Source organism: Polyangium sp. 6x1 (assembly GCF_029946515.1).
In the GTDB taxonomy this organism is placed as follows: Bacteria; Myxococcota_A; Polyangia; order Polyangiales; family Polyangiaceae; genus Polyangium.
Map to the genome: position 1 here is coordinate 108,775 of NZ_JARZHH010000008.1, position 12,876 is coordinate 121,650.

Genomic DNA, 12,876 nt, shown 5'->3' on the forward strand with positions numbered 1-12,876 from the left:
CCTCCGCGACGCATGCTAAAGCGGCCTCCCCCGGCCTGTCAAACGTCGTATTGGCCTAGCGCACGCTGAAGCTCGTTTTCGCCGTGCGCACCGCGAGCCGCGGATCGGCGGGCCGCACCACGAGCTCGTGATCCCCCCGCGCCGCGTGATACCGCGCCCGGAACGGCGGGCGTGATCGCCCCACGACCTCGCCATCCACCACGAACTCGACCTCGCTGACGCGCCGCTCCACCGGCCCGCCCGCGACCGACGCCGAGAGAACGACCGCCTGCGCGTCGCCCTCCTCCCCGTACACGAACACGCTGCCCGCCGCGGGCCCGTCGATTCGCAGCGCCTGCTCCTCGTGCGTCACGTCGCCACAGCCGGGCACGCTCGACCGTGCGAGCCAGGGCAAACCCAAAGGATCGTGCCCCGGCGCGCCGACCGGCAGCGCCGCGAGAAACCCCTCGTAGGCCTCCGGCAACACCACGATCGATCGGCTCCCCTGCGAATCGCAGGTGAACGGCGCCTCGCCCTCCCGCGCGCCCTCCCGCGTGCTCGCGCGCACGTGCCAATCACACGTCTCCTTCGGCGTCCTTCCGCGAATGAAATGCCGCGACGCATGATCCGCGCAGGCCGGCCCGGGGAGCTTGCCCGTGAGCGGACAAACCTCAGCGGATTCGAGGTGCGCCTCGTCCCAGAGCGGCGCGCGGGAAGGCACGTCCTCCATGGCCCGCCGCATCACGTCCGCGAAGAGCGGCCCCGCGCCGCTCGCGCCGGTGAGCTTTTGCGTCGGCGCGCCGTCGGCATTGCCGATCCACACCGCGACCGTCCGCTCGTGTGTATACCCGACGCACCACGTATCGCGGTGCCCCGAGCTCGTCCCCGTCTTCACGGCCACCGGAAACCCGAGATCGAACGGCCCGCGCCCATGCAATCCCCGCACGCGCGCCAGCGGATCCGAAAGCGACTCCGTCACGAGCGACGCGACGGCCGCATCCATCACGCGCGAAGGCTCGCCCGCCGCCTCGCCCGCCAGGATCCGAACGGGCATTCGCTCCCCGCCGCGCGCGAGCGCCACATACGCGCCCGCGAGCTCGCGCAGCGTCACCTCGCCGGTCCCGAGCGCGAGCGACAAACCATAATGACGCGCCTCCCGATCGAGGCTCGTGAACCCGAGGCCCCGCAGCGATTCGAGCAGCCGCCCCTCGCCCACGTCGGCCGCGAGCCGCACCGCGGGCACGTTCAAGCTTCCGGCGAGCGCCTCGCGGGCGCTGATCGGCCCCTCGAACGTCCCGTCGAAATTGCCTGGTGCGTACGTGCCGCCCTGCTCCGAGAATCGCGTCGGCACGTCCGGAAGGGCCTCGGCCGCCGAATGCCCGTCCGCGAACGCGAGCGCATAGACGAACGGCTTCAGCGTCGACCCGGGCTGCCGCCGGGCCCGCACCATGTCCACCTGCCCCGCGATCGAATCGTCCCAGTACGAACCACTCCCGATCCAGGCGAGCACCTCTCCGTGCTCGTTATCGACCACGATCACCGCCGCGTTCCTCGCCCCGAGCGACGCGAGCGCCGCGAGGTGCGTGCGCACGAGCCCCTCCGTATCCTCCTGCAAGACGAGATCGAGCGTCGTCTTCGTCGTGCCATGCCCGCGCTCGCCGGGCGGCGACACTTCGCGCAGGACCGCGTCCACGAAGTGTGGCGCGTAAAACGGCCGCTCGATCTTCCGCACGCCGATCGGCTCGTCCACGGCGCGCGCGTGATCGGCCTCGCTCATCACGCCTTCCTCGCGCAGATCGTCGAGCAAGGCCCGCTGCCGCAGGCGCACCCGCTCGGGATGCTCATAAGAATCGAGGAACGACGGGGCGCGCGGCAACACCGCGAGCCACGCGGCCTGCGCCCAGCTCAGATCCTTCGCCGACCCCCCGAAATACCCGAGCGCCGCCGCCTCCGGCCCCGTGAGCCCGTGGCCATACCCGAGGCGATTCATGTACGCTTCGAGGATCGTCCGTTTGTCCACGGCCTTTTCGAGGTTCTGCGCCCGCGCGGCCTCCGTGACCTTGCGTTCGATCGTCCGCGGCGCCGGTTTTCCCTCGGCGTCGAGCAATTTCACGAGCTGCTGCGTGATCGTGCTCGCCCCGGACACGATGCGCCCACCTTTCAAATTCTGCCCGATCGCCCGCGCGATCGCCCGGCCGTCGACGCCGTCGTGCTCGAAAAACCGTTTGTCCTCGCTGACGAGCGTCGCGAGCACGATGCGATCTCCCATTTGATCGAGCGCCACGGGCCTGCCGCGCTGCTCGGCCTCGGAGCCGATCTCGCGGAGCAAGCGCCCCTCGCGATCGACGACGCGATGCCCCTCGTGCCAGTGGTCCGCGAGGCGCGCCGAGGGCTCGCCCGCCGCGGCGCGCACGCGCGGAGACGCTGCGACGACGCCGAGGATGACGCCGGCAACCACGAAAGCGGCAATGCCGAACCGCCGCAGGGCTCTCCTGGAGGGACGACGTTTCATTGGATCGTCACCTGCCCGGCGTCGCTGTACCCCACGCCGTCCTGCTCGTACATGAGCTCGCCGGCCGCCGCGGGCAATGCGAACACGCCCGGCGTCGTCGCCCGCACGAGGTACGTCGCGGCCACCGAGTCGCCCCACACCTTGTCGAAATACACGTTCACCCGGTCGTCACGCATCTCGATGTGGCTCGCCTCGGCCGAGCTCCAGCGGAGCGCAGAGTAAAACGGATGATGCGAATCGATCCCCGGCGCGCTCGCCACCGTCGCGAGCTCCGGCTGCACCGGCTCGAAGCCCGCCGGCAGACGATCCGTGAGCGCGACGTATCCGCGCCGCTCGTCGTCCACCTCCGGCAGGCGCGCATACAGGGCCACGCGCAAGAGATCCCCGGCCTTGACCTTCGAGAGATCCACGGCACCACCGCGCGGATCGCTGATCACGCGATACACCGACGGACCGTTCTCGCCGCGCGTCGCGGCCGGCGAATCCGCGGCCGCGATCGCCCGCTGCCAGGCCGACGAAATCGCATACCCGACCGACCGATCGCCCTCGGCCGAGAGCACGAGCTTCATCTTCTTGCCCCGCACCCGGCTCAACGGAATGGCGAATTCCTTGCTGCCGAAGCCGAGGTCCGCCGTGGGCGCGAGACTCTCGCCGTCGAGGCTCACGCGCACGGTCACGCCGTCGTCCGTGCTCGCCTCGAGGTGCTGGCTCAGCGCGAGCAGCGAATACGCCGTCGCCTGCGTCGTGTAATCGTCCATGTCCGCCGCGATCTCGCGCAGGAGCAGCGGCAGGATCGTCGACGAGCGACGCAGGCGCGCGAGCGCGATGGCCGCCTGCGCCCGCGAGCGCGAGGGCGAGCCATAATAGTAAAAATCGCTCATCCGCTTCGTGTTCGAGAGCTCGCCCCGCTCGTCGAAGCTCCCCTCGATCATGTCGAGCAGCGTCTTCACGCGATCCTCCTGCTCCGGGAGCGAGCCGAGCGCGAGCGCGAGGCTGCCGAGCCCGAACACGCTCTGATCACCCTTCCGATCGAAGAGCGCGTCGGCCGCGCTCCGATCGAGTGCGCCCGCGTCGGCTAGGCTCTCGGCGATCGCGGCCGAGACCTCGGGCGCCGTGTCCTTGTCGAGCATTCGATCCGCGAGGAAGCCCTGCATGCCTTCGAGCAATCCCGCGGGGGGATTCACGCCGGCCTTCTTCGCCAGGATCACGGCCCGGATCGCGTACGCCGTACCATACACGTTCGGCTCGTCGCCGCCCGGCCAGTATGCGAGGCCGCCCGAATCCGTGCGCATGGTGGCGAGCCGCTGAATGCCCGCGGCGATCCGCTTTTGAAGCTCGCCCTCCGAGAGCCGCGTGACGCCGATGCGCGGCAGAATCGTCCGCGCGGCGATGAGCGGCAGCGTGCTCGACGTCGTCTGCTCCACGCAGCCGTGCGGATACCCGAGCAGCCATTCGAGCCGCGCGCCGAGCTCGGGCCAGAGGTGCTCGCCCACCTTCACCGTGAGGAACCCGCCGCGCTCGATCACGCCGGCCGGCACGTCGAGTTGCACCTCTTCATTTCGGACAAACGCCCCGCCGAGCCGCGGGCGCTCGTCGATCCCGGGCTCGTCCACGGCGAGCTTCGCCTCCACCTCGTCGAGCTTCTTGCCCGCCTCGTCCTCGGCCGAGAACAGGAGCGGCAGCGCGCCTGCGGCGGCCGGTTCGAGCGAGAATCCCACGCGCGCCTTGCCGCCCGCCGGCACGTTCACCGTCTGCGAGCGTGCCCCGAGACGCACCGTCGCGCCGAGCGCGGCGGCCGTCTCGTTGTGCAGCATCGCCGCTGCCTCGAATCGATCGCCCACGCGCGCGAACCGCGGCACGACGGGCACGAGCATCACCGGCTTCTTCACGAGGAAGCTCGACTCCGACTTCGCCCCCTTGCCCTCGCGATCGAGCGCGACCGCCATGATCCGGAACTCCGTGAGGTTATCGGGGAGCTTGAACCGCACCTTCGCCTTGCCCTGCGCGTCCGGGCGCACGTCGGGCTTGAAAAGCGCGGTCTCCACGAATTTCTTGCGCGCCTCGGTGATCGTCGACAGCGCCGCGCCGCCGCCGTCGCCGGGCACGTGGCTGCGCTCGAAGAGCTCGCCGAGGTCGCTGCGCGAATCACGCACGCGGAACGACAGGCCCCGCCCGGGCCGCAGCGCAGCGGCGGGATCGATCGGGTGGAAATCCGTCAATCGAAGGACGCCCTCGTCGACGACGGCGAGCGCGATCTCCGCGTCGCCTTCGGGCTTGCCCCCGTCCGTGACCTCGAGGTCGATCTCGGCCTCGTCCCCGGGCCGATAAAACGGTTTGTCGCTCCGCGCCGCGACTTCCAGACGCGCGCCCGCCATCGATACGGGCAGCCGCACCGCGCCGATCTTGTAATCGGTGGCCGCGCGGCCCTTCGCGCCGATCGGCAGGAGCGTCGCCGTCGCGTGCACGTACGGCGCATGCTCGGCCCGCAGCGGCACGTCGATCACCGTCGCGCCCGCCTTGACGCGAATCGCGCGTTTTTCGAGCAAATCGCCCTGCTCGATCGTGGTCACGAGCGTCGCCTCGGGGAACGGGCTCCGCACGAGGATCTTCGCCGTCTCGCCGGGCGCATATTTCGATTTGTCGGCCGATAGATCCAGCGCGTGGGGCCGCTCCGGTGCGGCCGGCAGCGCCTCGCCCTCGCTCCCGTAGGCCCAGAGCCCCATGGCGCCGCCGGGCCGGCCGTCCACCTCGGCCGTGATCTCGTAGCTGCCCGAGCGGCCGATGTTCACCTTGCATATCACCGGCTGCTTCGCGCTCGTCACCGTGCAACGGCCGGCCTCGACCCGCTTCGACGTCCAATCCCATTCGAGCGAACCGCCCGCGCCGCGGCGCTTCGCGTATTGCCACTCGATCCGCTCGAGCTTCGCCGCCACGGTCTGGCCCTCGACGGGCCGCCCCTCCAGATCGATCACGCCCAGCTCGACGGGCACATCGTCGCCCACGCCATACCACGTCGAGGGCAGCTTCATCCCGGCATATCGTTTGGCCGGATGAACCACGACGCTCCCCCTACCTGCGACGTGGCGATGCGAGGCGTCGGTCACGTCCGCCTCGATCACGAATCGCTGCGGGCCCATCGCGGGCGCGACTTCGAGCGCCTGCACGACCGCGAGCTTCCCTTCGGCCGAGAGCGACCCCTCGCCTGCGCGCGACCACGGCTGCTCCTCGTCGTCGTACCAGCGAGGCGCGCGCCGGAACGAGAGCCCCGCCGAGGTCAAGGGCCCCTCCGGGAAAGGCGCGCCTTCGCGCCGCACCGTCCACGACGCGGTCGCGCCGTCCATGGGCGCGCCGAAGAGATACCGCGCCCGCACCTCGGCCCGCATCGTATTCTTTGCGTCGGCGGACGCGTCGACGTCGACCACGAATCGAGGCGGCTCGAACTCGGCGACCTGCACCATCGTCTGCGCGAGCGGCTCCCCCTCCCGATCCGGCTGCTCGAGGAGGATCTGATGCCGGCCGATCTTTGCGTCGGCCGGAAGGGTGACCGTCGTCGAGAGGCTGCCCATGTCGTTCGTCGTGAGCGTCTGCTGGAAGACGTCGTCGCCGGTCGGGCCCACGACGTGCAATCGCAGGGACGCGCCTGCAATGGGCGAAAGCGCGGCCCCGTCGGGCTTGCGCACGGTTGCCTTGACGAACACGCTCGATCCGGGCCGATAAATGCCACGGTCCGTCAGGACGAACGCCCGGCCGAACGACGAAGGCGCGCCCTCACCCGAGGCGAGGTCGGGGAAGATCTGCCGCTCCGTGATGCCGTCGCCGTCGAGCGGCAGCATGAAATCCGCGTCCTGCGCGCGTACGTCGAGGAAAGGCCGCTCCGTCGTGCGCAGGTCGAACGGCAGGAGCGCGAGGCCCGAGGCGTCCGTGGTCACGCCGGCCGAAGTCTCGTCGCCCGAGAGGCGCACGAGCGCGCCCTGCACCGGCGCGCCGCCCGCGAGGCGCGAGACCTGCACGATCGTCGCATTCGGCGTCGCGCGGGTATGCACGGCGAGCGAGCGCTCGTCGCCGGGACGAATCAAAGCGACGATGGGCTTCGCCGCCTCGCTCCCGCGCGGAAACTTCGCGAGCTTCGCGCCGAACGCAATCTCGTCGGCCTCGATCGACGTGAGATAACTTTGCCCCGCCGAGAGGTGCTTCGAGAGATCGAGCTGCGTCGTGACGAGCTTGTTCCGCTCGGCCTTGACAGCGATCGGAATGCGCACGGGCGCGGATTCGGGGGGGAGGTCCCGCGTGCGCACGCGCCGGAGCGCGGCCTCCTGCGCGGCGCGGTCCGTGGAGGCGACGGGCCAGGCGAGGAGTGAGGCCTTGGAGACGTTGCGCGAGGTCACGGCGAAATGGCGCGTCGTCTCTGGATCGAGCCACAACATACCGTCTGCCATGGTCACGCTCGCGGGCATCGGGGCCATCTCGGCGCGGAAGGAGACGGGCTTCGCGAGGCGGCTGCCGTGATCGTCGACGAGGCCGTCGATCGAGACCTCGTACGATTTCGAGGGCTCGAACTCGCCGCGGATCACGATTTCGCTGTCCCACCGCTCGTTCCGCACCGTCATGTTCCGCACGGGCGGGCTCACGCGCACGCGGGCCGCGAGTTTGTCGTCCGGGGTCGCGATCGCCTGATTGAACGACACGCGAATCTCGCGCCCCGCCGTGTAGAGCTTCCCGTCCTGGAACGTACACGACCGTTGCCGGCCGTCGTCGTCCCAGTACCATTCGCACGTCACCTCCAGGAACGCGAGCGCGTCGGCCACGGTGACGTCGATCTCAAGCGTCTGATGGAGTTTTTCCTGGAACCGAGGCTTCGCCTGGAGGACGAGCTTCGTGCCGGCCGCGACGGGCGAGACGGGACGGACGAGCACGACGAGCTTCGGATCGACCTTGATCCCCTGAAACGTCGGCGTCTTCGGGTGATCGAGGACGACGGAGATGGGCCTCTCGGTCGCCGCGTCCGTCAACGTGACGAGGCTCCGCGCGAGGCCGAGGTCGATCGGCTGATCATAAAGAACCGCGAACGTCTCGCGCGCGCCGACCTCTCGGCCGTCGTTCGGGTGCATCGCGATGACGCGGTGGCGGCCAGGAATGGGGAGGTAGCCGAGGTCCTTGCCGGCGATCGTGACGCCCGGGGTCGCCTTGAATTGCGCTTTCCAGGCCTGCTTCAGGCCGGCGCCCGCGGGCGTCTTCAATTCGCCGAGCTCCACGCCGTACGTGGTCTCCGTGTCGAAGGGGCGCTTTGCCACGAATTCGAGCGTCGTGTCGTCGATCCAGCGCGCCTCGCCCTCCACGCTCGGCGTCACGCGAATCGTGCCCTCCGCGGCCTTCGTGGGCCCTTTCGCGGCGGGATCGGGCGCGGGGCGCGCGACGGGCTGATTGAACACGATACGGAACGAGGTGCCATGGAAAGAGAATTTGCCGTCGTCGAGGCTCGGGCTCCGGACGTCCAGATCGGTCGAGGTGCGGTCGACCTCGTCGCCATGGACCGGCAGGCGAGCCTGACGCGACGCGGCCGGGGGAAAGACCAGCGGCTCGTCGCCCTTGTGCACGGCCCGCTCGATGACGACGGGCGGCGGAGGTTGTCCGGGCAGGGTGGTGGGAACGGAGGGGGAGCTGCTGCAAACGAGGCCGAACGAGGAGGCGAGCAGCACGGCCGGGACGAGCCAGACAGGACGGGTGCGGGCGGAGGACATGGTCCGCGCACCTTCCACGCCCCGCGCCGGTCGTAGAGGTGAATGAAAACGCATGGTTACGAACTCCCGTGTGTGTCCGACAGGCCGCGACGTGTGGAAACCGCGCCGCGGGGTGGGCCCGGCTGGGACGAGGCGCGCGTGCGAGCTTCCATCGTTCGATGCTACCACCATTTCCTATGCGGGACGTCATTCGAAAGGACGAAAAAAAAGCCTGCTTGCATCTGGAAATCGCGGGGCCCGAGGGGCATGATTCCCGGGGGAGGGTCAAATGGGTGGAGTCACGGTCGAAAGCCTTTTCGAAGAGCTCGCCGGCACCATCGAACAGTGGACCGTACCGCCGAGCCGCAATCTCGGATGGACGGAGCCTCTGCGTCCCTGGCGCGCGACAATCGATGACGCGCTGCGTGTGCTCGCGGGGGACGGGCGGCTCGCGCGGCTCGACGCGCTCGGGCATCCGCTCGTCGAATCCCTCGTGACCATCGCGACGCGCCCGCTCTGGAGCTTCTTCGCCACGCCGGAGGGGCGAAATCGAGCGCTCTTCGAGCTCGTCCAGAACCTCGCGAATCCGGGGCGCATCAATCAGGGGCTCAAGGGCACGTGCGCCGCGGCCTGCGTCGAGACGTATCTCGCCGTGCAGGATCCGGCCGAATACGCGCGCCTCGTGGCCGGGCTCATTTCCACCTCGGGGCGGGCCACGCTGCGGTCGGGCGAGGAGCTCGTCTGCGACGAGGACATCCTCTTGCCGAGCGCGGGCGAGCGCGGCCGAAATCCCATCAGCCGCATCTTTCAGGTCGCGTGCATGGAGTTCGCGTACCCCGATCTCGATTACGACAACATCCTCGACAGCCACTTCAAGGGCGAGGCGTGCGTCGGGACCGGGCTCGAAATGGGCGCGTTCGAACGCCTCCTCGTCGCGGTCACGGGCAAACCCTGGAAGACGCTCTCGACGCAGCACGCGATGATGGCGAAGGCCCTCGCGAAGCTCGGCATCTCCACCGAGGGCGTGGCCGACCTCGCGCGCGACGGGCTCTCGATCCTCGAGCAATCGACGCGCAAAGGGGAGCCGGTCTTCGCGACGATCGTCCTCCCCGCCGTGACGAGGCTCCAGGGGAATGCAGGGGGCGAGCCCATCCAGCACGCGGCGCACAAGATCCTGGTGCTCTCGATCGACGGGGAGGAAGGCGTCGTGCATTATGACGACCCCATCGATCCACACGAGCGCTGGTTCGAAGGCGCGAGCGTGCGCATCGAGGACGAGCTCGGCCGATGCAGCATGCCGATCGCCGATTTCGAGCGGCTCCTCGGCGACCTTTCGTATCGAGAGGATCTCTGGGACCGGTCGCTTCCACGGCCGGAGGCACGCGTCCGAGAAGCTCAGCCGGCGTAGGCCTCGTCCTGCTCGATGCGGCTCAGCACCCAGTCGAACGTGCTCGCCTCGACGAGCGTCCCGCAATGGCCGCAGCGCTCGGCCATCTCCATGGTGAGCGGCGCGCCGCATTGCGGGCAGGACGGGGCGGCGCGCGTCGGGCCATGCTTGGCCGCGCTCCGCACGAGGGTCCAGTATTCGGTGTAGGCGCGCTCCCTGTCGCGTCTGCCGCCCACGACGGCATTGTCCCCCAGCCGGATCGTATAATCGAGCCCGGTCGCGTGCACCCGCACGGTCGCGGCCTCGTACCACCGGTCCGAGGCGATCCGCACGAGCTCGACCCGCAGGATGCGCGCATTCTCGGTGACGTTGCGGAGCCCCTGCTGCCGATAGGCCTCGATCCAGTAGCTCTGCGCTCTCCAAAGACGATCCGTGAGGCAAGGCCGGGCGCGATTCCATTCGAGCGACGTCCACGCGTGTTGCATGGTGGCGAAGATCCATTGCACGCGCCCGGAGAACGTCGACTCGGTGAAGGACGCGTCGCGACGCGCCATCTCCATCCGCGCCGCCGAGAGCCCCGGATCGAAGACCGTGCGTAGCTCCGTGCCCTCCTCCTCCGTCGTACCCGTGAGCATGGGCCCGCGCGTCTCGCGGGCGAGGAGGTCGATCCGCTCGACGACCCAGTCGAATTGACCCGAATCCACGGCTTGGCTGCAATACGTGCAGCGCCCGTGCGTCGTGCGTTCGAGCGGCGCGCCGCAGTTCGGGCAGGAGAACGAGCGGACCCGATCGGGCGAACGCGAGCGGGCGCCGAAGGAACGCACGAAGGTCCAGCGCTCCAGCGCATAATGGGAGGTTGGAGACGCGCCCTGCGGATCCTCGGTATAATTGGATTCGAGCTCCACGACGAGCCGGCTCTGCTGGGTCCGCGTGTCGACCAGGAACGACACGAGCCGGAGCGATCCGACGATCACGGTCGTGACCGGGACACGCGGCAAGCTGCCGAGGGTATTGCGCGCCGCCGGGCGCAGATAAGGCGAATACTTTTCGAGGGCATTCGATCCGCGGGCCGTGTGCGCCTCGGTGTAGAGCGCGGTGATGAAGTCTTCGAGCAGGATGACCGAAAAATCGGGGTCCTGGCCGCGCAGCCACTCCATCTTGCGGCGGACCTCGGCCGGGCTCTCCTCGGGCGCGGACGGCACGTGCATGGGCCCGGTGGCGACGAAATGGCCGGCGGAGGACCAGCCCACGTCGAGCTGATGGCGCTTTCGTTGCCGGCGCAGGAGGAGCCCGATGAGGAACATGGGCGCCGCGAGCACGCCCGCGCCCGCGGCGAAGAAGCCGGCGCCGAAGACGAACCCGACCATGCGCTCGGCGGTCGTCGTCGTGTCGGGCCCGATCGGAATGGGGGCGTGCGGCGCGGGCGCCGGATAGATCGATGCGCCCGGCGACGGGCCTTGTTTGGCGCGAAGAACCCCGCTCTCGTCCCGAAAGGCCCAGACGTGTTTGCGCGCTGTGCCACTGCCGGAGGTCCTCGAGCCGCTCCCGGTGGTGCCGCCGACCGTGATCGGCCGGCTCCCCCAACTCGATCCCGAGGACCGGCTCCCGCTGCTCCCGCTGCTCGACGATCGGCTCCCGCTGCTCCCGCTGCTCGACGATCGGCTCCCGCTGCTGCTGCTGCTGCTGCCGGACGAGCGCGAACCCCCCTTGAAGGAGCTGCCGCCGCCGGGGCGCGCGAAGGCCTGGTCGTTTGACCACAAAAGGAGCAGCGAGAGGAGCGCCGAGCCGAGGAGCGTTTTCTGCCGAATCATGGTCACCGCACCTCGTCGCTGAGCTCGTTGATGTCGTCCGCGCGTGGCGGGAGCGCCTCTTTCAGCCAGGCGCCGAGGCCTCGGACCGCGGAGACAAACCCCTCCATGGGCAAAGCCTCGGCCACGGCGCGCTCGATCCCGCGGATCGCCTCGCCGGGCTGGCCGTCGCTCTCGCGGCGCAGAATGCCGATGTCGGTGACGACCTCGGCGCGGCGCTCGAAGACGGAAATGTAGATGAGAATGCCCGTCCGATCCCGGGTCCCCGCGATTCCCTGGTCCAGAAACGCCTCGCGCGCGGCCGCGCGCACCTGGCGCTCTCGCAAGGCTCTCGGCAGGAGCAGCCGCCGGAGCGGCGCGACGTTCGCGCAAAAGACCGCGCCGGCGGCAAACAGGAGGAGCAGTGCCGGCGGCACGAGATCGTCCGTGAACTCGGTCGGCGCATAGATGTAGACGCAGAGGCCGACGAACGCGCAGATCGCGCCGAACAGAACATCGGCCTGGCGGTAGGCCCCCGAGCGGGGCCGCACCGTGATGACGATCTCGGCCGAGCACATCGCCTCGACCTCCTTGATGAGGCCCTCGATCTGCGCCCGCTCCGCCCCGTCCTTTCGCCACGATATCGACGCCATGATCAATCCTCGATGGGCAGACCGGGGAGAGCCTTCCGCGCCGCGGTCTTCAGCGCCTCCTCGATGTTGCGATGGAAATTCCCGGCGATCTCACCCTTGACGTTCGCGCCGTCGTCGGTGACGTCGACCATGGCGCTGCTCTCCGCCACGAACGCGAATCCGCCGAGGTGACGGCCCGACTCCACGTCGAAGACGAGCACGTCGGCCTTGAGATACCCGCCGCCGAATCGATGGCAGGTGCCAGCGTCGGCCGCGCCGCCGTCCTCCACGCCCGCGTCGAACGGGCTGCACGTGGTGCTCGTCCGCGGATCCGAGGGCTCGACGAACGCGAGCGAGCGGACGACGAGCAGATAACGGAGCGCCTCGCAAAGTTCGAGAACGTCGTCCGCGCGATAACTGCTCATCGACGGCGGGGACAATTGCGGATGCGCCGCGTCGTACGGCTCCCTGTGCGTCGCGAGCACCGACGCACACCGATTGATCGTCCCGGTCGCGGCCGCCCGATACGGGACGTTCCCGAGCTCCGCGAGGTTGTCGAGGTCTTCGAGGTACGCGATCGCGGCATTGACCCCGACGGTGCCGCCGCTGAAGGAAAGAACCGGCGCGGGGCCGCCCGCGACGTGGACGACGTCGCTCGACACCGCGGGGAGCGCGCGGGCTTGCTCCTTCAAGGCCTTGACCTTGGCGAGCTTCGCTTCGACGGGGGCGCGATGCTCGGCGAGGACCTCCTTCAGGTCCTTGCCGAGGAAGCACCCTGCTGCGAATGCAGGTGCGAGGAGAAAAAGGAAAAACCGCGCCGTCCGGAGAGGCATGCGGGCCAGTCTACCAGCCCTTGCCTCCT

Annotated in this window: 6 protein-coding genes; 1 reads left to right on the top strand and 5 read right to left on the bottom strand. The window is 69.4% G+C overall.

Annotated elements, in window-relative coordinates:
- Positions 1 to 55: 55 nt before the first annotated feature.
- Complete coding sequence (gene pbpC / locus QHF85_RS10965) at positions 56 to 2,491, bottom strand: penicillin-binding protein 1C (protein WP_281327072.1); 2,436 nt, start codon at positions 2,489 to 2,491, stop codon at positions 56 to 58.
- Entirely contained in the window at positions 2,488 to 8,229 is a 5,742-nt protein-coding gene (locus QHF85_RS10970) for an MG2 domain-containing protein (protein ID WP_281327073.1), read from the bottom strand. The genes pbpC and QHF85_RS10970 overlap by 4 nt, the downstream gene beginning before the upstream one ends.
- A gap of 268 nt (positions 8,230 to 8,497) precedes the next feature.
- Here QHF85_RS10970 and QHF85_RS10975 point away from each other — a divergent pair, with 268 nt between their 5' ends.
- Positions 8,498 to 9,616, top strand: a complete 1,119-nt coding sequence (locus QHF85_RS10975; RefSeq protein ID WP_281327074.1) for a hypothetical protein — start codon at positions 8,498 to 8,500, stop codon at positions 9,614 to 9,616.
- On the opposite strand, the gene QHF85_RS10980 is transcribed toward QHF85_RS10975, so the two are convergent.
- Genes QHF85_RS10980 through QHF85_RS10990 form a run of 3 tightly spaced genes read right to left on the bottom strand, consistent with a single transcriptional unit; the run spans position 9,604 to position 12,847 of the window.
- The gene (locus tag QHF85_RS10980) at positions 9,604 to 11,406 is read right to left on the bottom strand and encodes a TIM44-like domain-containing protein (RefSeq protein WP_281327075.1); all 1,803 of its coding nucleotides are present in this window, start codon (positions 11,404 to 11,406) and stop codon (positions 9,604 to 9,606) included. The two genes, QHF85_RS10975 and QHF85_RS10980, sit on opposite strands and share 13 nt — an antisense overlap.
- A 2-nt stretch (positions 11,407 to 11,408) precedes the next feature.
- Positions 11,409 to 12,035, bottom strand: coding sequence for a hypothetical protein (locus QHF85_RS10985; protein WP_281327076.1), 627 nt, complete (start codon positions 12,033 to 12,035; stop codon positions 11,409 to 11,411).
- Between the two features lie 2 nt (positions 12,036 to 12,037).
- The gene (locus QHF85_RS10990) at positions 12,038 to 12,847 is read right to left on the bottom strand and encodes a hypothetical protein (RefSeq protein ID WP_281327077.1); all 810 of its coding nucleotides are present in this window, start codon (positions 12,845 to 12,847) and stop codon (positions 12,038 to 12,040) included.
- Positions 12,848 to 12,876 lie beyond the last annotated feature (29 nt).

Coding starts and splice junctions, on each gene's coding strand:
- QHF85_RS10975 (WP_281327074.1), top strand. CDS start 8,498: ATGGGTGGAGTCACGGTCGAAAGCCTTTTCGAAGAGCTCGCCGGCACC.
- QHF85_RS10980 (WP_281327075.1), bottom strand. CDS start 11,406: ATGATTCGGCAGAAAACGCTCCTCGGCTCGGCGCTCCTCTCGCTGCTC.
- QHF85_RS10990 (WP_281327077.1), bottom strand. CDS start 12,847: ATGCCTCTCCGGACGGCGCGGTTTTTCCTTTTTCTCCTCGCACCTGCA.
- QHF85_RS10970 (WP_281327073.1), bottom strand. CDS start 8,229: ATGTCCTCCGCCCGCACCCGTCCTGTCTGGCTCGTCCCGGCCGTGCTG.
- pbpC (WP_281327072.1), bottom strand. CDS start 2,491: ATGAAACGTCGTCCCTCCAGGAGAGCCCTGCGGCGGTTCGGCATTGCC.
- QHF85_RS10985 (WP_281327076.1), bottom strand. CDS start 12,035: ATGGCGTCGATATCGTGGCGAAAGGACGGGGCGGAGCGGGCGCAGATC.